The organism is Paenibacillus sp. FSL H3-0469, from assembly GCF_038051945.1.
Classification (GTDB): Bacteria; Bacillota; Bacilli; order Paenibacillales; family Paenibacillaceae; genus Paenibacillus_AQ.
Genome location: NZ_CP150302.1, coordinates 2555829 through 2577158, shown reverse-complemented (window position 1 = coordinate 2577158; position 21330 = coordinate 2555829). Strand labels below are relative to the sequence as shown.

At 55.6% G+C, this 21330-nt stretch carries 20 protein-coding genes; all 20 read left to right on the top strand.

Annotation, left to right across the window (positions count from 1 at the left end):
* On the top strand, positions 1–3687 hold the full coding sequence (locus tag NSS83_RS11225) for an AAA family ATPase (RefSeq protein ID WP_341184422.1): 3687 nt from the start codon (positions 1–3) through the stop codon (positions 3685–3687).
* Between the two features lie 655 nt (positions 3688–4342).
* Positions 4343–4702 carry a histidine triad nucleotide-binding protein gene (locus tag NSS83_RS11220; RefSeq protein ID WP_341184424.1) on the top strand — a complete coding sequence of 120 codons (360 nt, stop codon included), beginning with the start codon at positions 4343–4345 and terminating at the stop codon, positions 4700–4702.
* A 141-nt stretch (positions 4703–4843) separates the two neighbouring features.
* Entirely contained in the window at positions 4844–5017 is a 174-nt protein-coding gene (rpsU, locus tag NSS83_RS11215) for a 30S ribosomal protein S21 (RefSeq protein WP_005547957.1), read from the top strand.
* A gap of 15 nt (positions 5018–5032) precedes the next feature.
* A complete protein-coding gene (locus tag NSS83_RS11210; protein ID WP_036724349.1) occupies positions 5033–5476 on the top strand; it encodes a GatB/YqeY domain-containing protein in 444 nt (147 codons plus the stop codon).
* Positions 5477–5632: 156 nt separating this feature from the next.
* Complete coding sequence (locus tag NSS83_RS11205; RefSeq protein WP_341348262.1) at positions 5633–7015, top strand: NfeD family protein; 1383 nt, start codon at positions 5633–5635, stop codon at positions 7013–7015.
* Between the two features lie 36 nt (positions 7016–7051).
* Positions 7052–8053, top strand: a complete 1002-nt coding sequence (gene floA, locus NSS83_RS11200; protein ID WP_209872081.1) for a flotillin-like protein FloA — start codon at positions 7052–7054, stop codon at positions 8051–8053.
* 16 nt (positions 8054–8069) lie between these two features.
* Positions 8070–8666 carry a hypothetical protein gene (locus NSS83_RS11195; RefSeq protein WP_341348261.1) on the top strand — a complete coding sequence of 199 codons (597 nt, stop codon included), beginning with the start codon at positions 8070–8072 and terminating at the stop codon, positions 8664–8666.
* A 180-nt stretch (positions 8667–8846) separates the two neighbouring features.
* Positions 8847–9140, top strand: coding sequence for a sporulation protein YqfC (gene yqfC / locus NSS83_RS11190; RefSeq protein WP_209872075.1), 294 nt, complete (start codon positions 8847–8849; stop codon positions 9138–9140).
* Complete coding sequence (gene yqfD, locus NSS83_RS11185) at positions 9137–10318, top strand: sporulation protein YqfD (protein ID WP_341184427.1); 1182 nt, start codon at positions 9137–9139, stop codon at positions 10316–10318. Before yqfC ends, yqfD begins: the two co-directional genes overlap by 4 nt.
* Before the next feature lie 15 nt (positions 10319–10333).
* Positions 10334–11305: a PhoH family protein gene (locus NSS83_RS11180; RefSeq protein WP_341017476.1), complete on the top strand. Its 972-nt coding sequence runs from the start codon at positions 10334–10336 to the stop codon at positions 11303–11305.
* Between the two features lie 17 nt (positions 11306–11322).
* Positions 11323–13602, top strand: a complete 2280-nt coding sequence (locus NSS83_RS11175; RefSeq protein ID WP_341184428.1) for an HDIG domain-containing metalloprotein — start codon at positions 11323–11325, stop codon at positions 13600–13602.
* Complete coding sequence (gene ybeY / locus NSS83_RS11170; protein ID WP_341184429.1) at positions 13574–14074, top strand: rRNA maturation RNase YbeY; 501 nt, start codon at positions 13574–13576, stop codon at positions 14072–14074. Before NSS83_RS11175 ends, ybeY begins: the two co-directional genes overlap by 29 nt.
* Positions 14074–14469: a diacylglycerol kinase family protein gene (locus tag NSS83_RS11165; RefSeq protein WP_341184430.1), complete on the top strand. Its 396-nt coding sequence runs from the start codon at positions 14074–14076 to the stop codon at positions 14467–14469. Before ybeY ends, NSS83_RS11165 begins: the two co-directional genes overlap by 1 nt.
* Before the next feature lie 76 nt (positions 14470–14545).
* The gene (locus tag NSS83_RS11160) at positions 14546–14965 is read left to right on the top strand and encodes a cytidine deaminase (protein ID WP_340993992.1); all 420 of its coding nucleotides are present in this window, start codon (positions 14546–14548) and stop codon (positions 14963–14965) included.
* Between the two features lie 243 nt (positions 14966–15208).
* Positions 15209–15358, top strand: a complete 150-nt coding sequence (locus tag NSS83_RS11155; RefSeq protein ID WP_341348260.1) for a hypothetical protein — start codon at positions 15209–15211, stop codon at positions 15356–15358.
* Positions 15359–15906: 548 nt separating this feature from the next.
* Positions 15907–16797, top strand: a complete 891-nt coding sequence (era, locus tag NSS83_RS11150) for a GTPase Era (protein WP_036690285.1) — start codon at positions 15907–15909, stop codon at positions 16795–16797.
* Between the two features lie 110 nt (positions 16798–16907).
* Positions 16908–17051, top strand: a complete 144-nt coding sequence (locus NSS83_RS11145; protein ID WP_076075837.1) for a YqzL family protein — start codon at positions 16908–16910, stop codon at positions 17049–17051.
* Between the two features lie 36 nt (positions 17052–17087).
* Positions 17088–17843: a DNA repair protein RecO gene (recO, locus tag NSS83_RS11140; RefSeq protein ID WP_341348259.1), complete on the top strand. Its 756-nt coding sequence runs from the start codon at positions 17088–17090 to the stop codon at positions 17841–17843.
* Positions 17844–18290: 447 nt separating this feature from the next.
* Complete coding sequence (gene glyQ / locus NSS83_RS11135) at positions 18291–19178, top strand: glycine--tRNA ligase subunit alpha (RefSeq protein WP_341184432.1); 888 nt, start codon at positions 18291–18293, stop codon at positions 19176–19178.
* Positions 19171–21252, top strand: a complete 2082-nt coding sequence (gene glyS, locus NSS83_RS11130; RefSeq protein WP_341184433.1) for a glycine--tRNA ligase subunit beta — start codon at positions 19171–19173, stop codon at positions 21250–21252. The genes glyQ and glyS overlap by 8 nt, the downstream gene beginning before the upstream one ends.
* Positions 21253–21330 lie beyond the last annotated feature (78 nt).

Genomic DNA, 21330 nt, shown 5'->3' with positions numbered 1-21330 from the left:
TTGAAGCCGATATTGTTGAAATTATCCGGGCTGCAGAGTTACCGGGCGGAGCAGGAAATTGATTTTGCCAGTCTGACCGAGACGGGGCTGTTCGGGATCTTCGGTCCGACGGGCAGCGGTAAATCCAGTCTGCTGGACGCGATTACACTGGCGATGTACGGCAAAGTGGAGCGCGCCGTGAACGGAACCCAGGGAATTATGAACCATTCCGAGGACCAGCTCAGCGTGGCCTTCACCTTCGAGCTGAACTCCTCTTCCGGGGCGCGGCGCTACCGCGTGGAACGGAAGTTCAAACGCACCGGGGAGCAGTCGGTCAGCAATACGATCAGCCGGTTCATCGAGGTCAAGGCGGACGGCGATCTTGTGATGGCCGACAAGCTGGCCGAGGTTACGCGCTGTGTCGAAGAGCACATCGGGCTGAAGATGGACGATTTCACCCGGGCTGTTGTGCTGCCGCAGGGCAAATTCGCCGAGTTCCTGTCGCTGCGTGGCGTGGACCGCAGGCAGATGCTCCAGCGTCTGTTCCATCTGGAACAGTACGGCGACGGGCTGGCACTGAAGCTGAGCCGCCGCGTCAAGGAGAACGAGGCGGCGCTGCGCGCTCTGGAAGCCGAGCAGCAGGGGCTGGGCAGCGCGGGCAAGGCAGATGTGGAAGCGGCCGCCGTCCGTGTGCAGGAGGCGATCCGTCATGCGGCGGACTGCCGTAAGCGTCTCACGGAGGCTGCGGAGCGCGCCGAGCGCTTCGTCCGCATCCGCGAGCTGCAGGAGGAACGGACCCGCCGCGAGTCGCAGCGGCAGGGTCTGCTGGCCCAGGAGGAGCAGATCCTCCTCCTGGAGCAGAAGCTCGGCAAGGCGGACGAGGCCGAGCGCAGATTGCCCGCGCTAAAGGCTTGGCGCAGCGCGGAGGAGGCCTGGAAGGCCCGGGCGCAGCGCGCCGGGGGCCTTGAGGCCTTGGCCGCCGCCGCCGTGCAGGAGGCGGCGGCCGGGGCGGAAGCGGAAGCAGCGGCCCAGGCCGCGCTGTCCGCAGGCGAGCCGGCCCTCCGCGAGGAGGAGGGCCGCTACCGGCGCGCGCTGGAGCTGGAGGCCGAGCTCAGCACGCTGCACAGCGAGCGGGCGGCGCTGCAGGCGCGCCGCGGGGAAGCCGCCCGGTCCTTAGCCGCCGGACGGGAGAGCCTGGCCCGGGAGCGTGAGCTTTTGGCCCGCGGCCAAAAGAAACAGCACGAGCTGCAGCAGAGCCTGCAGCCGCTGGCGGTCCGCTCCCAGGAGCGGCAGTCTCTGCAGGAAGCCATGCAGAGACTGCAGGGACTGCGTTCTGCCGAGGCCCAGCGGGAATCGGCAGAACGTGAGCGCCAGGGCCGCGCGGCGGTGCTCGCGGCAGCGGAAGCGCGGCTGGCCGCCGCCGGGTCCCGGCGGCAGGCGCTGGATGCCGGGCGCGGGGAGCTGCTGGCCGCCGCCGCCCTGCACCAGGAAGAGCTGCGGACGGCCGAAGGGGCAGCGGGAGACGCTGCCGGCCGCCTGGAGGCGCACATCAGCGCGCTGGAGGCTGCGCTGAAGGAGCAGGAGGTTCACCGGCTCTCACAGGCGCTCGCCGGTGAACTCCAGGAAGGGGTTCCCTGCCCGGTATGCGGCAGCGAGCATCACCCCTCCCCTGCGCTTCAGCAGGAGCAGGGGGACTCTGAGGAGCTGGACAATAGGCTCCGCCATGTCCGCGCTCAGGCCCGTCAGGCGCTGGAGACGCGCCATCTGCTGCGCAGCCTGCTGGAGCAGGACAGCTCGTGGCTCGCTGGGCTAGCGGGAGGCGCATCTGAAGAGGCGCTGCACCAGTCCGCCGCTGGCGCCGCCGGGGCAGAGCCGGCTGCGGACAAGACGGCAAGCATTTCGTTCCACGCCGCACCCGCACCCAAGCGCTCAAGCAGTTCCGGCTCGGATGCCGGACCTGTCACTCTCAGCAATTCCGAGTCCCACACCGCTTTCGGTTCCTTAGACACTCCGGAGTCTATTGAGGCTACCAAGCGCTCAAGCAGTTCCGGCTCTTATACAGCATCAGACACTCCTAATAGTTCCGGCTTCCACGCCGAACCTGATTCGGTAAGCACCCCGCAGTCTACCGGCTCCCAGGCAACCGGGCAGCTTCCGGATGAACAAGCCTTATCCGTGCTGGATGGCCGGTTGTCTGCCTTGAATGATCAGCTGGCCGCACTCAAAAGCCGCTCTGCAGAGCTGCGCCGTGCGGCTTCGGACTGGCAGCGTTCCCTGCAGGAGCTGGAGCAGGTGTATCACAAGGAGGCAGCGGGTGCTGAAGCAGAGAAGACCTGGCTGCAGGGGCTGTCTGCCAAGGCAGAGGAGCTGGCTGCTTCAGCCGGCAAGCTAAGGGAAGAATGGAGCCGTCTCTTCCCGGAGCTTGCCCCGGAGGAAGCGGAGAGAACGTATCAGGAGATGCTCGGCAAGGATGAACGCGCTGAAGAGATTCGCAGCCGGCTGGAGATCAGCGTCAAGTTCCTGGACGAGAAAAACCTCGCTGTGCAGACGCTGAACGAGCAACTGGCCGGATTGGATAAGGAGCTGGCGCAGTGGGATGCGCAGCTTGAAGGCAAGGAGGCACTTGCCCGCGATAAAGAGCAGCGCCTGCGCGAAGGGACCGGCGGCCAGCCTGCCAGGGAGCTGCTGGCCGCCTGTGAACGCAGGCTGCTGGAGCTGCAGACTGCGCTGGAACGCAGCCGGCAGGAACACCGCCGGGCAGCGGATAAGGCGCAGCAGCAGACCCGCGAAGCTGCGGTAGCCCGCCAGGCGGCAGAATCGGCGCAAGAGCATTATACCGCCGCTGCCGCCCAGTGGGAGGAGAGTCTGCAGTCTTCGCCGTTTGCTTCGGCCGCAGAGGTGGAAGCCTCATCTCTGGAGACTGGAGAACGGGCACAGGCCGCTGAACGTGTGAAGTCCTACCGCGAAGAGGAGGCGGAGTGCCTGCTGCAGCTGCGGAGTATTGAGGAGAAGCTGGCTGGAGCTGTGCTCAGCAGTGAAGAATGGCAGGAGAGCCAGGACGCGCTGCTGAGGTGCAAAGAGGAGGATGAAGCCTCGCTTCAGGCCCGTGCGCGGGCAGAGCGGGATCTGGAGGATCTGCAGCAGCGCCATATCCGCTGGGTAGAGCTGGAGGACAAGCGGGCTGGACATGCCGCGATGCAGGAGCGTCTATCCAAGCTGCAGACCGTGCTGCGCGGCAATGCTTTTGTGGAGTATATTGCTGAAGAACAGCTGATGCAGGTGTGCCAGGCTGCGTCACAGCGTCTACGGTTCCTAAGTAAGCAGCGTTATGCGCTGGAGGTGGATTCAGGCGGCGGCTTCGTCATCCGGGATGACGGGAACGGCGGCGTAAGACGTCCGGTGTCCACGTTATCCGGGGGAGAGACCTTCCTGACCTCCCTGTCGCTGGCGCTTGCCCTGTCAGCCCAGATTCAACTGCGCGGACAATATCCGCTGCAATTCTTTTTCCTGGATGAGGGCTTTGGTACGCTGGACCCGGATCTGCTCGACACCGTCATCACTTCACTGGAGAGACTGCATAATGACCAGTTGTCCGTGGGCATCATCAGCCATGTTCCCGAGCTTCGGGCCCGGCTGCCGCGCAAGCTGATTGTGGTTCCTGCAGAGCAGGGCGGCGGGGGTTCAACCATTCTTTTGGAAAAAATGTGAAAGACGGGGTTGGTTGTGATGAGAATCACAGATACACCTCCAACCCCCTGTTATAATACAGCTAAGCCGACATTATTTGAAACACCTCGGCGGACGTATGACAGGGAATCTACTCCTTCTCATACGTCCGCCGCCGAAGCAGCTCATATGAGCTGTGAAGGGTGTTTCCTTTTTTTTGTCTTTTTTTTGGGTCCACACGCAAAGTTAGCAGCGGTCATACCTGATCTGTTATCTGTTATAATACAGTCTACTCTCCCTATTCCCTAATCCCACGCTCCTTGTTACTCCCCCTCCATTTCCTTAATAACATCGCTTCCCGCCCACTTTCCCTCACAATCCCAGCATAAGCCGCCCCCAACATCTGATTTCACCGAATATAGCCTTCCGCCTTTCGTAATTGCTCAACATCCTGTATGATTAGTTCCATAAATTGAAATTTGTCGCGAAGCCGATCAGGCCGGAAGCCCGAAGATCTTCAGGCGTGTGCGTCCCGCAGAGCTCAAGCTGGATTGAACGATAACGGATCATCGCCTGTGAGTGGCGGGTGGCCGTTGCACGAATAAGAGTCATGTTCGTGTCTATTATCTCAGCTTGTGCTGCGGAAAGTGCCGGATGCAAGCTTCTGCATTACAAATTTTTTGGGAGGAAGCGTGGTATGGAAACTGTATTCAGCAAAATAATCGAAGGTGTAATCCCGTCCAAAAAAGTGTTCGAGAATGAGCGGATTCTGGCGTTCCACGATATTGAGCCTGCCGCCCCTGTGCATGTGCTGATTATCCCGAAGAAATACATCGCTTCCATGAATGAGGTTACAACTGAGGATCTGCCGCTGATTGGCGAGATTCATGCCGTAGCACAGCAGCTTGCCGCAGAGCTCGGAATTGCCGGTACCGGCTACCGGCTGATTAACAATTGCGGCCCGGACAGCGGGATGGCAGTGCCGCATCTGCATTTTCATCTGCTGGGCGGAGCCAAGCTTGGTGCCCTTACCGGGAACTCCAGTTCTCATGCCTAAGAAGCAATCCAACTATATACAGCCTGGCTGAAAAAAGAATAACGCGAAGGTTGACACCTTATTTAGCTTTGACCTATAATGAAAGGTGATGAACCGTGTTGTTATGCTCTTGGACGGTCTGGTCGGAGGGAGGGAAAACTGGTGTCTGAAACGAAAGTTCGCAAAAACGAGACAATTGATGCTGCACTTCGTCGCTTTAAACGTTCCATTGCTAAGGATGGTGTCTTGGCTGAGGTGAAGAAACGCAAGCATTATGAGAAGCCAAGCGTAAAGCGCAAGAAGAAGTCTGAGGCTGCTCGTAAGAGAAAGTTTTAGGAGGATTACCCACGCATGAATCTTAGCGAACGATTAAACGAAGATATGAAGCAAGCGATGAAGAGTAAGGACAAGTTCACACTCTCCACCATTCGAATGGTTCGTTCTACAATAAAGTATCTTGAAATAGATTTGAAGAGAACATTAGACGACAACGAAGTGCTTGATATCCTTAGTCGTGAGATCAAACAGCGCAAAGATGCCCTCCAAGAATTTGAAGCAGCGGGTCGCGATGAGCTTGCCGCGAGTACTAAGGCAGAAATCGAGATTATCATTAAATATCTTCCCGAGCAGCTTACCGAAGAAGAAATTAAAGTAATTGTACAACAGACCATCCAGGAAACCGGTGCTTCTTCGAAAAGTGAAATGGGTAAGGTGATGAGCGCACTGATGCCTAAGGTCAAAGGTCGCGCCGATGGTAAACTTGTGAACCAGGCGGTTCAGCAATTTCTGCAATAATATAACGCTAGCACCCCTTTTATAAGGGGTGTTTTTCATTATGTGGAGCTTTTTGGATAGACCTGCGTATAAGGTATACTAAGAATTATATGCAGGCTTACATACAATGATAAGTTGAGAATGCAAATGGTTCATGGACAAAAGGGGGGCGCAGGCTTGAAGAAGTTACGCACCATCATATTTTCCTGTATCGCGGCCTTAATGGTTCTTCTGTTCCTGCCGGTGGCGGGGACCGTTCAGGCGGATAATGAAGCGGTTCGCGCACCGGGAGCGGCTTCGGGTACAGTGGTCAGCGGACCCGTGTTCATTATTCCGGTGGACCAGGAGATTCAGCGGGGTCTGCAGAGCTTTTTGGAACGGGGCTTTCAGGAAGCGGCGAATTACGGCGCAGTTCTGATTGTTCTGGAGATCGATACGCCCGGAGGACGGGTGGATTCCGCCGAACGAATCGGCACCCTGGTCAGAGACAGCAAGATCCCGGTAGTGGCCTATATCAAAGGCAACGCCGCATCGGCAGGCAGCTATATCGCGCTGAACGCGGACGCCATTATCATGAAGCCGGGCAGCATGATCGGGGCTGCTTCGCTGGTGGACATGAATGGGAAGAGCGTGGAAGACGCCAAGATGATTTCGTACTGGAAATCCAAAATGATCGGAGCTGCCTCGCTGAACGGGCGTGATCCTGAAGTGGCTGCCGGCATGATGGATGTTCATCTGGTAGTTAACCGCCCGGAGCTGGGTGTGAACAAGCAGGCGGGCGAGATTATCGCTCTGAGCAGCAATGAGGCGCTTCAGGCCGGTTACGCCGACCGGATTGCAGGAACGGAGCAGGAGGCGATTACCTGGCTGGGCTACTCAACAGACGACATTTTTCGCATTGAGCATACCGGTGCTGAGAAAATGTCGCAATTTCTGACCCATCCGGTGGTCATGACAATCCTGCTCTTCGTGGGTATCGCCGGTGTGTTCATCGAGCTGCTGGTGCCCGGCTTTGGGGTGCCCGGAATTGTCGGTACGCTGGCGTTTGCCCTTTACTTCTTCGGTAACTATGTGGCCGGATTCGCTGGAGCGGAGACGCTGCTCCTGTTCATTCTGGGACTGGTGATGCTGATTCTGGAGCTGTTTGTGCCGAGCTTCGGTATTCTGGGAATACTCGGGTCCATCAGTCTGGTGGCGGGTGTTGTGAGGGCTGCTTACAGCTTTACGCATGCGTTGTTCAGTCTGGGCATTGCTTTTTCGGCGGCGGCTGTGGTCATTGTGTTTGTAGCCGTGGTCTTCAAGGAGCGGGGAATCTGGAACCGGTTCATCCTTCAGGATAGCCTTACCAGAGACAAAGGGTTTGTTCCTGTCCCGGAGAAGCTGCGTCTGATCGGAGCCTCCGGCATGAGCGTAACCCCGCTGCGTCCGGCTGGAACCGCCACCTTTGACGGTGAGCGGATAGATGTGGTCACAGAAGGCGGGTTCATCGAGGCGCAGACGGCTGTATCCGTGGTGAAGGTTGAGGGCGGCCGCGTGGTCGTGAAGGAAGCTGCGAAATAATTGTTGTCTATCTAAATATAGGAGGTTGGTAAGCGTATGTTAGAAGCATCTATGATTACTTTTTTGCTGATCGCGGTAGCCGTGATTATTGTACTAAGCGTCTTCTTCAGCTTCTTCCCGGTAATGCTGTGGGTATCTGCATGGGCCTCCGGGGTCAAAATCAGCATTATCACGCTGGTAGCGATGCGTCTGCGCCGGGTAACACCGAGCCGGATTGTCAATCCGCTGATTAAGGCGACCAAGGCCGGGCTGGGGCTGAATATCAATCAGCTGGAGAGCCATTATCTGGCCGGAGGGAATGTAGACCGGGTAGTGAACGCGCTGATTGCCGCCCAGAGAGCGGATATTCCGCTGGAATTCACACGTGCCGCCGCCATCGATCTGGCCGGACGCGACGTGCTGCTGGCGGTTCAGATGAGCGTTAACCCGCGTGTCATTGAGACGCCGATTGTTGCGGCTGTGGCCAAGAACGGGATTGAAGTTAAGGTCAAAGCACGGGTAACGGTGCGGGCCAATATCGACCGGCTGGTCGGCGGTGCGGGCGAAGAGACGATTATTGCCCGTGTCGGCGAGGGAATTGTAACCACAGTCGGCTCCAGTAACTCGCATAAGGATGTGCTGGAGAATCCGGATTCCATCTCCCGCACTGTATTATCCAAGGGTCTGGACTCAGGGACGGCTTTTGAAATTCTGTCCATTGATATTGCGGATGTGGATGTAGGCAAGAACATTGGTGCGTACCTGCAGACTGAGCAGGCAGAAGCGGATAAGCGCATCGCCCAGGCGAAGGCTGAAGAACGCCGGGCGATGGCGGTTGCCCATGAGCAGGAGATGAAAGCCCGCGTGGTCGAGATGAAGGCGCTGGTCGTTGAATCTGAATCCCAGGTTCCCTTGGCGATGGCCGAAGCCCTGCGCTCCGGCAAGCTTGGCGTGATGGATTATATGAATCTGAAAAATATCGAGGCAGATACGCAGATGCGCGGCTCCCTCGGCAAACTAAACGATGGGGACGACAGCAGCCGTCCGCCCCACAAATAAAGGGATGTGAGCTCCCATGAGCGGCGTGATCTATTTCCTGGTACTTGCGGCTATTGCGATCCTCACCAATCTGAACAAAAAGAAGGGCAAAGACAAACAGGCTCCGCGCGGGGGAATGCCTACCTTTGGCGGCGGCGGAGGGGACATCGGTAATACGCTGCCTCGCCGCGGGAAGGCCCGGCGTGCGGAGCAGCAGGGAAGCGGCTTCCCGGCGCATGCCGGGACAAGGGCAGACACAGACCGGCCTGCCCCGCAGCCGGATGTACAGGAGGTCCCGTCTTCGCCAGCCTGGGCTGAGGCTGAGCAGCCGGCTGCCGGTGATGAGACCGGCGAAGGGGTGTCTCTGGAGCAGGCCGATGACCTGGATAGCGTGGAGGCCCGCACAGCACGCATGCAGCGGGAGCTGGAGGCGCTGCAGGCTGCCTTCGACGGTATGGCCGCTGCCGTCCCGTCTGCGGGCTCTGAGGCAGGCGGAGAGGGCATTGGCGCAACCTCACCGGCATTCACCAGCCATCCGCTCACAGGCGACCCTGACACGCTGCGCAGCGGTCTGGTGTGGGCGGAGGTGCTGGGTCCGCCCCGTGCCCGCCAGCCGCATTCCACGCGGCGCTAAGTTCTTGCCTTCGCTTCCTGGTCAACCTGTAATGCTGCAATAAGCCTGGATCTATTCCTTAGCGGGAAAGGATTCAGGCTTTTTTGCTGTTGTACCAGGAGACCGCATGTGAGTTCTTCTCATAAACGGCCGCCCTGCCGCATAAGGTGTACAGAAGGCAGGAAGGGGGAGCGTCTACTTATGACCCGTATCGGCCGCAGGCTGCGGGGATGGACAAACGGGATATTGGATCTTCCGCAGGATGTGCTGCAGGAGATGCCCCGGATCACCCTGATCGGCAATAAGGAGCTGTATATTGAGAACCACCGCGGCGTGCTGCATTTTTCTTCGGAGCAGCTCAGGCTGGCATTAACCCAAGGAGTGCTGGAGATTTCCGGCGAAGGACTGGTCATCCGCAACATTCTGGGCCAGGAGCTTGCCGTCATTGGAGTAATCGGTGAAATCAGATATAAGGAAAGTGGGGAGAATCCATGAAAGAACCGCCTCTGTCATCACTGCGGGGGTTCGTTACACTGCATGTGAGCGGACCGCAGGTGGAGAAGTTCATTAATGCTGTAACCGGAGCGGGCATCATCATCTGGGATGTGAGGCCTGCCGGGGACGGCGCTTATTTGAATCTGCTGCTGGATGACTTTTTCCGGCTCCGCCCGCTCCTCAAAAAGACAGGCTGCCGCATGCGTGTTACAGCCAGGCACGGACTTCCGTTTCGCCTCGCGCGCTTGTGGAGACGGAAGTTTTTTGCCGCAGGGATGCTGATCTTCGGTGTAGGCCTGCTGCTGCTCTCCTCAATGATCTGGAGCGTCAAGGTGGAAGGGAATACCCGCATTCCGACCGAGGACATTCTGGAAGCCGCACGCAAGGAGGGCGTCTATCCGTTTCAGTGGATTTGGCGCATGCAGGAGTCGGACGAGCTGTCACGGGAGCTGACCACCCTGGTTCCGGGCTTGACATGGGCCGGGTTCCACCGGACCGGGACGAGCATTACCATCCAGGTAGTTGAAGCCGACCGCCCGGATCATAAACCGCTGCTCAGCCAGCGCCATCTCATCAGCCGGACCGATGCGGTGGTGACCGAAATCTATGCGGAGCAGGGCAGACCGGTGGTCAGCCGGAATTCGCGGGTCAAAAAAGGGGACATCCTCATCTCCGGAGCGCTGGGTGACGAGGAGAATACTGAGTTTGTAGTCGCCAAAGGCATGGTTAAAGGCCTTGTATGGCATGAATATAATCTGGAGGTACCGCTCAAAAGAACGGGCAGTGCGTATACAGGAGAACGCAAGGACCGCACCTATCTTGTTCTCGGCAAATGGGCGATTCAGCTGTGGGGCTACGGGGACTCCGGGTTTGCAAAGTCCCGTACGCTTTCAGAGCCCGACATGCTGTCGTGGCGCTCTTTTCAGCTGCCGCTGGGCCTGATGACCGAGAAGGAGCTGGAGATCAAAGCTACCGCTGAAGCGCTTACTCCAGAGGCAGCCAGAGCGGAGGGACTAACGCGGGCCAAGAGCGATATTTTCGCGCGTTACGGCGCTGATAGCGTCATCAAAAGTCAAAAAATTTTGCATGAGAAGAAAGAGAATGGTAAAGTTTATATGAAAGTGCTGTTTGAGGTGGAAGAGAGAATCGCGGAAGAACTTCCGATAGTAAACAATTGAGGAGAATGAGGCTACTTGTCAGAACAGACTACAAGCATTCAAATATCTTTGCACAATGCGGGAGAAGCGCAATCCCTGTTCGGCCCGCAGGACGGATTCCTGAAAATCATTGAGAAAGAAATTCCGGCAGTTATTAACTCACGCGAGGCCGAAATTACAATTCGCGGTACGGAGCGGGAAGTGGACATGCTGGGCCAGCTCTTCAACGTGCTGCTGTCACTCGTACGCGGGGGTTATATATTGAGCGAACGCGATGTGCAGTATGCCGTGGAGCTGGCGAAGGATTTCCGTGCCGACCAGCTGCTGGACCTGTTCAAGGGCGAGATTACAACCACCTTCCGCGGCAAGCCGATTCGTGTCAAGACGATTGGCCAGAAGCATTATGTGAGCACCATCAAAAAGCGTGATATCGTCTTCGGCATCGGCCCGGCGGGCACAGGCAAGACTTATCTGGCTGTGGTCCTCGCGGTGACGGCGCTGAAGGAAGGCTCGGTCAAACGGATCGTGCTTACGCGCCCGGCTGTAGAGGCCGGGGAGAACCTGGGCTTCCTCCCGGGAGATTTGCAAGAGAAGGTAGATCCGTATCTGCGGCCGCTCTACGACGCCTTGTACGACGTTATGGGGCCTGATCAGGTGGCGAAGGCGCTGGAGCGCGGGCTGATCGAGATTGCACCGCTTGCCTATATGCGCGGACGTACGCTGGAGGATGCTTTTATCATCCTTGATGAAGCGCAGAATACCACGCCCGAACAAATGAAAATGTTCCTCACCCGTCTGGGCTTCGGCTCCAAGATGGTCATCACGGGCGATGTGACCCAGATCGATTTGCCGCGCGGCAAGAAGTCAGGGCTGATCGAAGCCAAAACGATTCTTTCCGGTATCGAGGAGCTTGGCTTTGTCTACTTCGCTGAGCAGGACGTTGTCCGTCATTCCCTTGTACAGAAAATTATCGTTGCCTATGACCGCTCTGCCGAAAACCTCCAATAAAAAAGGGGATTGTCTTCATGGCCTCAAAGCAACCATCGAAATTAAGCGGATTTGTATATAGCAGCAGCGGATGGAAGTATAGCGCGGTGACGCGCTATACTCTTTTCCTGTTACTGGCCGTTGTTTTCTACCTCAGCCTGTCCTCTGATCTGCTGCCCAAAAGGTATGATATCAAAGAGGGAACCCGCAGTGCCAAGGAGATTACAGCTCCCAAGCAAATCCTGGACACCAACGCCAAGCTCAAGGCCCAGGAGACTGCTGCAGAGAATGTGACCAACCGTTATGCCATTATTCCTATCCGGGCGGAGAATCTAGTAACTCTGCTGCTGGACCGGATCGGCGGGTTGAATCAGGATGATACGATTTCACAGAGTGAGAAGACAGAGATTTACCGGGAAGAGATTCCGCGGCGGGCGAATGATTTTATTCTTAATTTTGTGGCGGCCAGCCAGAAGGCCGGGACTTACTCCGAGCATCTGCTGGATGAAATGCAGTCCGTCATCAAGGATCAGGCCTACGTCATTCCGGAAGAGACCTATATCAAGATCCCGCGCCTGACTCAGCAGGATATCATCGAAATGAAGCCGGTGGCCCGTGATATTGTCACCAAGCTGATGAATGACCAGATTACCGACGCCCAGAGCGCGCGCGCCAAGGTGGCCGAGCAGGTCAGCGTCAGTTCGCTGGGGCAGCGGACCGCCCGCGAGGTGGTGCAGGAGCTGGTGCGGCTGGTGATCACCGCCAACAAATTCTATGACGAGGATGCGACCAAGGAAGCGAAGGTGCAGGCCCGTCAGAATACGCCGGATGTGTTCATCGAGCAAGGGGATGTGCTGGTCGCCAAGAATCAGGAGATTACCCCTGAGCTGTACAAGCTGCTGGATGAGAACGGGCTGCTCAGCAAAGAGATTAATTACTGGCCGCAGCTCGGCCTGCTGCTGCTCTCTGCACTGTTGTCCTTTGGCCTGATGACCTTCATCCGCTACAATGGCGGAGCCTCAGGCTTCAAATACAATAACTCCCAGCTGCTTATGCTGGTACTGGTCTTTATCATTACGATTGTTATGATGAAGCTGACGGCCTTCCTGCAGACCGATGTGCGGACATATATCGGCTATCTGGCACCTGTGGCTCTTGGCGCGATGCTGATTTCCATGCTGCTGGACATGACTTTAGCTTATTTCTGTTCCATTCTGTTCAGCATTCTGGCCAGTATCCTGCTGAATGTTCAGCAGAATACGATATTTGATTTCACCTTCGGCTTCTTTGCCCTAATCGTAAGTTATGTTGCCATCTTCTCGACCCACCGTGCCGGACAGCGCTCAACGCTGCTGAAGGGCGGTATTATGGTGTCTCTGCTCGGCTGCTTGACCGTAGCCATACTGACTATGCTAAGCGGAGGCGTATGGAATGAGACGAATACGTTATACGCTCTGGGCTTTTCCTTTGCCGGGGGTCTGCTTACCGCAGTGCTGGTCATTGGCCTGATGCCGTTCTTCGAGGTAACGTTCGGTATTCTGTCGGCACTGAAGCTCGTTGAACTGTCTAACCCGAACCATCCGCTGCTGCGCAAGCTGCTTACTGAGACGCCGGGGACTTATCACCACAGCGTAATGGTAGGCAATCTGTCCGAGGCTGCGGCCGAAGCGATTGGTGCGGACGGCTTGCTGTGCCGGGTAGGCTCGTATTATCATGACATCGGCAAGACGAAGCGCCCGTTCTATTTCATAGAGAACCAGAACAATATGGAGAATCCGCATGACTCGATTGAGCCGAAGCTGAGCAAGTCGATCATTGTGGCCCACGCCCGGGACGGGGTGGAGATGCAGAAGGAATACAAGCTGCCGAAGCCGATCCGCGATATAGCGGAGCAGCATCACGGCACGACGTTCCTGCATTATTTTTATCATAAGGCATTGAAGCTTGCAGAGGATAAGGGTGTAGAGCCGGACTTCACGGAGGAGGATTTCCGTTATCCCGGCCCGAAGGCGCAGTCGAAGGAATCCGCAGTCGTCGGGATCGCCGACAGTGTGGAGGCCGCCGTCCGTTCGCTCCGCAAGCCAACCGTGGTGCAGGTGGAGACCATGATTGAGAAAATTATCAAAAGCCGGCTGGATGACCATCAGTTCGATGAATGCGATCTGACGCTCAAGGAGCTGGATATTATTTCGCGGACACTGAAAGAGACAGTAATGGGTATTTTCCATTCCCGGATTGAATACCCCGAGGATGTGCGCAAGCCCAAAAAAGAGGAAGGGGCCATCAAAAATGAGCCTGAGCGTCGTTTGGAACAATGAACAGGATGAACATGAAATTAACGGCGATCTGATTGAGCTGCTGGAGCGGCTTCTTCGGGCGGCGGGGGAAGCAGAAGGGATTGACTCAGGGGAAGTGGATCTGACCTTCGTCAATAACGAACGCATTCACGAGCTGAATCTGGAATATCGCGGTATTGACCGTCCGACAGATGTGCTCTCCTTCGCGATGAATGAGGCCGGAGAAGACGAGCTGGAGATTAAATATGACTTAGCAGAGGAAGACGAAGAGCTGGAAGAAGTGCCGAATGTGCTTGGGGATATTATCATCTCGGTTACCCGGGCGCAGGAGCAGGCTGAGGAATACGGCCATTCGCTGGAGCGGGAGCTGGGCTTCCTGTTCGTCCACGGGTTCCTGCATTTGCTGGGCTATGATCATCAGGAGCCGGAGGCGGAGGCGGAAATGATGTCCAAGCAGGAGAAGGCTCTGGCTCAGGTCGGGTTGACACGCTAATGGTCAAGAATACGGCGGTGGGCCACAAAAAATTCTGGCATTCCTTTCGCTTCGCAGCGCACGGCATTGCAGCAACCTTCAAATCGGAGCTGAACATGAAGGTGCATAGCGGCCTTGCTGTTCTCGTAGTGATTGCCGCCGCTGTGTTCAGGCTTCCTTTGTCAAGCTGGATGCTACTGCTGCTGGCCATTACGCTGGTGCTGACAGCCGAACTGCTGAACACGGCGATTGAAGCAACGATTGATCTGGTTTCGCCTGAGATTCACCCCTTGGCTAAGAAGGCCAAAGATACCGCCGCAGGAGCCGTGCTGCTTACGGCGGTGTTTGCCGTGATTGCCGGAATCTATGTTTTTTATCATCCCGTGATGGACTGGATCACAGGTCTTATGTCATAATCAGTTTACAACTTTAGCTGGTGTAAGAGGCGGACCCGCTTTGCGCGCTCCGTCATCTTTAATTAGGAGGACAACTATGGATTCTGCGTTACTTCTTCAGGAAGCGATCAAGGCAAGAGCCAATGCATATATACCCTATTCCCGCTTCGGGGTTGGGGCAGCGCTGCTGGATCAGGACGGCAAGGTCCACCACGGCTGCAACATCGAGAATGCTGCTTACGGTCCCACCAACTGCGGCGAACGGACGGCCATGTTCCGCGCCATTGCGGACGGTCATAAGCCCGGTACCTTTAAAGCCATCGCAGTGGTAGCGGACACGGATGGCCCCGTATCGCCTTGCGGCGTCTGCCGCCAGGTGATGGTCGAGCTGTGCGGCCCCGATATGCCGGTCATCCTCGGCAACCTGAAGGGTGACATTGTGGAGACTACTGTGCGTGACCTGCTCCCCGGCGCTTTCGGTCCGGCGGATCTGGCGCAGGGGCAGAGTGCGGAGTGATAGCAATAGGTTAGTTTGTGGACTGCAACATATTGCTGTTGGGCATTCTGTTGTACAATGTACAATAGAATGAGCCAAAATTGGTCCAACACAAGGTTCTGTTGTATTTCATGCAATTGAAAATGGAAAATAATCTGTTTATGGCGTGTTTGCAGCAAATCTGCTGTACAAAATACAATAGAACCGTTAAAAAACCTTGGATTTGCTAATTCTGCTGTACAAAATACAATTAAGCGTGTGCGTGTGCGTGTGCGTGTGCGTGTGCGTGTGCGTGTGCGTGTGCGTGTGCGTGTGCGTGTGCGTGTGCGTGTGCGTGTGCGTGTGCGTGTGCGTGTGCGTGTGCGTGTGCGTGTGCGTGTGCGTGTGCAGGAAGCGTATGGGCCTTGTATCTAACCAACCAACCGCCCCGCAGTCAAACGTGTTCCCGCAGGGAACGGTAAGCGCTCATGCTCCAGAGTAACTGTATATTGTAGAACTAACTTTCCACTATTTCCGCTAAAAGTTGATTTACGTGTAAAATGTACAACTAAATTCATCGGATATCGCCGAAAGTGACTTTAATGAGGAAAATAGATGTATGAATTACAACTAAACTCTAATCATCGCTGTTTTGGAGCCGAATAAGTGTACAAAATACAATTAAGGCATTAGTTAGTTGTTAAAGTAACCAGTCTCTTTTTGCGAGCCGCAGTTAAGCGGGTTCCCGCAGGGAACGAAAAGCGATCCCCCTTTCAAAGTTTCTTCCCGCGCCAACCGCTGTGCCCACGCCAGTTCCGGGTGTCCAGAGGGCCGGGGCCCTTGGGGTCCCCCTTGGCGAAGGGGGATTTAGGGGGATCGAAAAGCTTTAAGAGTGAAGGCTTTTGAATTGATATTAAGTTTGAACTAGATTCATCTAAAACGCCATGGACGATATTAACCACGTAGTCAGGAAGGAAGATTATATGAAATTCAAATCAGGGTTTGTCGCCATTATCGGCAGACCAAACGTAGGTAAATCAACACTCATGAACCAGGTAATCGGCCAGAAGATTGCCATTATGTCGGACAAGCCGCAGACCACCCGTAACAAGATTCACGGGGTCTATACGGCGAATAACTCACAGATTGTATTCCTGGACACCCCGGGTATCCATAAAAGACAGTCCAAGCTCGGCGATTACATGAATCAGACCGCGATGAGCACGCTGCATGAAGTGGAAGCGGTGTTGTTCCTGGTGGATGCGTCTGAAGGAATGGGCGGCGGGGACCGTTTTATCGCGGAACAGCTTGGCAGCATTAAGACTCCGGTCATTCTGGTCATGAACAAGATTGACAAGATTGAACCGGAAGCGCTGCTGCCGATGATTACGGAGTATAACAAGCTGCACACGTTCGCCGAGATCGTACCGATCTCAGCCAAGATGGGTAATAACGTTAACACACTGCTGGAGCAGGTGCAGAAATATCTGCCGGAAGGCCCGCAGTATTACCCGGACGACCAGATTACCGATCACCCCGAGCAGTTCGTCTGCGCGGAGCTGATCCGCGAGAAGATTCTGCATCTGACCCGTGAAGAAGTACCGCATTCCATCGCAGTGGCGATTGAGGATATGAGTGTGGAGCCAAATGGGGTTGTGCATATTTCTGCAGTTATTTTTGTTGAGCGCGATTCCCAGAAGGGGATTATTATTGGTAAGCAGGGGGCGCTGCTGAAGGAAGTCGGACGCCGTGCGCGGACGGATATTGAGAATCTGCTGGGCTCGAAGATTTTTCTGGAATTATGGGTGAAGGTGAAAAAAGACTGGCGTAACCAGGACCGCGTCCTGCGGGATTTGGGCTTCCATAAAGAATGATTACCTCTCACGCCGCCTCTACTTGGCAGGAATTGCACGGATAGATCCTGGGGCATCGCACATCCTACATCTGAAGAGACATCGTGTTTCCGAAGAAAGGATGAATACGAATGCGGAATTTTTCGTGGAAGTATTTTGCAATGACTGGAGATCTCGATGCGTATTTGCTGTACAGGGAAGCTGGGGATTCGCCCGAGGGCAGCGGACCGCTGCCGGCGGAGGAAGAGATGGCCATCGATGAAGAAGCACAATAAGGACTGGTTGCTTGCCGAGTGGTTGGGGGAAGAGGCATGCTATACAGGGTGGAAGGGATCGTCATCCGCAGCATGGACTACGGTGAAGGGAACGCCATTATTACGCTTTGCACCGAGAACGCGGGTAAAGTAGGGGTTCTGGTGCGGGGCGCCAAGAAGGTCAAAAGCCGTCATGCTGCCCTGATCCAGCTGTTCACAACCGGTGAGTTCGTGTTCTTCCGCAATAATGGCGGACTGGGAACACTCAATGCCGGAGAGATCACGAAGTCCCATCATCCGCTGCGGGAGGATCTGGTCAAGGCGGCGTATGCATCCTATGCCTGCGAGCTGCTCGACCGGGTACTGCATGATGAAGAGACAGGCAGCTTCTGGTACCGCCAGCTGACCGCCTGTCTGAATGCACTGGAGGAAGACAAAGATCCCGGCATTATCAATAATGTATTTGAAATGAAGGTGCTGCAGGCTGCCGGTTACGGGCCTCAGCTCGATTCCTGTATCGTCTGCGGCAAGTACAAGCCGGATGAGGAGCTCAGAATCAGTCCCCGTCTGGGGGGAGTTCTCTGCCGCAGCTGCCGGCATAACGATCCGCCGGCCATGGAGATTTCCCCGCGTGCCTTGAAGCTGCTGCGGATCTTCGCGGCGCTGGATCTGACCAGGCTGGGAAATGTCGATGTGAAGCCGGAGACCCGTGCGGAGCTGAAGGCCATCATGCGGGGATTCATGGATATGCAGCTGGGGCTGCGACTGAAGTCGCAGAGCTTCCTGGACCAGCTCGATAAATACAATATTTGACGAATCGCAAATTATCCGTTACTATAAGTTCAGTTTCTTTTATAAGTTTGCCGTGTTTGCTCCAGAACTGGAGAGAGTGCGTAGATCGGGGAAGTAGTGGGCGGTATTGTCGCAGCAGCGAGCCGGGGGTAGTGGAAGCCTGGCGGGACGACGTTCATGAACAGGGCACCCGGGAGCACAGAAGCGGCAGCATGAAAAGTGGATTTCGTGATTTTTGCGTAATCAAGTAGGGTGGAACCGCGGGAGAATAGATTTGAGCTCTCGTCCCTATGTCTGTTCATCAGGCATGGGGGCGGGAGCTTTTTGGCTTGTGGCTGTGCGGGAGATTCTTTTTCCATCACAGACTGCAAGTACATAGAAGCTGGTGCCGCCTCCATCGCACAGCAGCAAGAGCCAGTCATAAGCAAGAGGCAGTACCACACTTGTATAGCGAAGGAGCCGGTAGTTATGAACTTTCAGCAGATGATTCTGACCCTGCAGCAATTCTGGGCCGCCCAGAACTGTATTCTCGTCCAGCCGTATGATACGGAAAAAGGGGCGGGCACGATGAACCCTATGACTTTTTTGCGTTCCCTGGGTCCGGAGCCGTGGAAGGTTGCTTATGTGGAGCCTTCACGCCGTCCGTCCGACGGCCGTTACGGGGAGAACCCGAACCGCCTGTATCAGCATCACCAGTTCCAGGTGATCATCAAGCCGTCCCCGGACAATATTCAGGAGCTGTACCTGGACAGCTTGAAGGCGCTTGGCGTAGATCCCCTGCTGCATGATGTGCGGTTTGTCGAAGACAACTGGGAGAATCCGTCACTGGGCTGTGCGGGTCTCGGCTGGGAAGTGTGGCTGGACGGTATGGAAATTACCCAGTTCACGTACTTCCAGCAGGTTGGCGGACTTGAAGCAAGTCCGGTAGCGGTGGAGATTACTTACGGGATGGAGCGTCTGGCTTCCTATATTCAGGATAAGGAAAATGTCTTTGATCTGGAGTGGGTAGACGGCATGACATACGGAGATGTATTCCATCAGCCGGAGGTTGAGCATTCCACTTACACCTTTGAAGTCTCGGATGTCAAAATGCTGTTCACCTTGTTTAACACCTACGAAGAGGAAGCACGGCGGGCGATGGAGAATCATTTGGTTTTCCCGGCGTATGATTATGTGCTGAAATGCTCGCATACCTTCAACCTTCTGGATGCGCGCGGCGCAATCAGCGTAACGGAACGCACAGGCTTCATCACGAGAGTACGTAATTTGGCCCGCACCGTAGCGGCGACATATCTGGAGGAACGCGAGAAGCTGGGCTTCCCGCTGCTGAAGAAAGAAGGTGCTGACCATGTCTAAGGATATTCTGTTCGAGATCGGTCTGGAGGAAATCCCTGCACGCTTTATCCGGGCGGCGATGGAGCAACTGAAGGACAGAACGGCGAAATGGCTGGAGGCCTCAAGGATCAGTCATCAGGGCGTTAGCGCATATGCAACACCGCGCCGCCTTGCCGTACTCGTGAAGGATGCCGCTGAACGGCAAGAGGATGTAAGCGAAGAGGTCAAAGGTCCGTCACGCAAAATTGCGCTGGATGCCAGCGGCGAATGGAGCAAGGCGGCACTGGGCTTTGCCCGCAGTCAGGGTGCTTCACCGGAGCAGTTCACGTTCAAGGAACTGGCAGGCGTGGAATACATCTATGTGACCAAGAGCAGCACCGGCATTGAGACAGCCTCACTTCTTTCCGAAGGCCTGCAGGGCATTGTCAGCAGCATGACCTTCCCGAAAAATATGCGCTGGGGCGCTTATGATTTCAAGTTCGTCCGTCCGATCCGCTGGATGGTGGCTCTCTTCGGCCAAGAGATCATTGACCTTACGATTACCGGAGTCAAAGCGGGCAATGTGAGCCGCGGCCACCGTTTCCTTGGGGAAGAAGCTGTGATCGCTGAGCCTGCTGCATACGTTGAAGCTCTGCGCAGCCAGCATGTGCTGGTGGATGTGAAGGAGCGGGAAGAGCTGATTCTAATCGGTATTCATAAGCTTGCGGAAGAGAAGAACTGGAAGATTGCGATCAAGGAGGATCTGCTGGAAGAAGTGCTGTTCCTGGTAGAGACGCCGACTGTACTGTTCGGTACCTTTGATCCGGCCTTCCTGAATATTCCGCAGGAAGTGCTGATCACCTCGATGCGAGAGCATCAGCGTTACTTCCCGGTGTTCGGTGAAGACGGCAAGCTGTTGCCGTTCTTCGTAACGGTACGTAACGGGAATGCGGTATCGCTGGATGTCATCGCCAAGGGGAACGAGAAGGTGCTGCGCGCCCGCTTGTCGGATGCCAAATTCTTTTATGAAGAAGACCAGAAGCTGCAGATTAACGATGCACTGGCCAAGCTGGAGAATATCGTCTACCATGAAGAGCTGGGCAGTGTAGGTGATAAAGTGCGCCGCATCCGTGCCATCGCTGACCGTTTGGCTGTGAAGCTTGAGCTGTCTTCTGAGGCTGCTGCAGAAGTGAGCCGTACAGCGGATATTTGCAAATTCGATCTGGTGACCCAAATGGTGGGTGAGTTCCCTGAGCTGCAAGGCACAATGGGTGAGGATTATGCCCGCAAGGCTGGGGAAGCAGAGCAGGTGTCCAAAGCGGTCTTCGAGCATTATCAGCCGCGCTTCGCCGGAGATGCCGTACCTTCTACACAGGCAGGTCTTGTAGTCAGCCTTGCTGATAAAATCGATACAATTGTCGGCTGCTTCTCCATCGGAATTATTCCAACCGGCTCCCAGGACCCGTATGCTCTGCGCCGTCAGGCGGCAGGGATTGTCCAGATTGTGCTGGAGCATCAGCTGAGCCTGAGCCTGCAGGAGATTTTTGCAGCGGCTCTGGAAGTCCATGGAAGTTCCCGTGCAGAGAAACATTTCACCCCTGAACTGCGTATAACCCTGTATGAGTTCTTCGGTCTGCGCGTCAAACGCCTGTTAGCCGACAATGATGTACGCTATGATGTTGTGGATGCAGCGCTTGCGGCGGGATTCGATGATATCGTTGATGTAGTAAGCAGAAGTCTGGCTTTGATGAATGCTGTAACCGATCAGGCTGATTTCAAAATCACCGTGGATTCACTGACCCGTGTCAGCAATCTGGCCGCTAAAGCTCCGGAAGGTGCAGTTACTGACCCTGCCCTGCTTAAGGAAGAAGCGGAACAGAAGCTGTACTCGACCTGGCAGAGTATTCATGAGCCTTACCTCGCAGCTCTTGCTTCCAGACATGCCGCTGAAGCCCTGCAGATTCTGTCGGGACTTGAAGCAGCCGTTACCGGATTCTTCGATTCGGTTATGGTTATGGCCGAAGACGAAGGCGTCCGCTCGAACCGTCTGGCCCTGCTGGCCGGCATTCATGCGGATTCTAAATTGTTTGCTGATTTCGGCAAGCTGGTGTGGTAATTTAGGAAGGTTTTAAGTAATGTTTACGATTTTATGGTATAGATCGAGGGTTTAGGGTATAAATATACGGAACGGTGC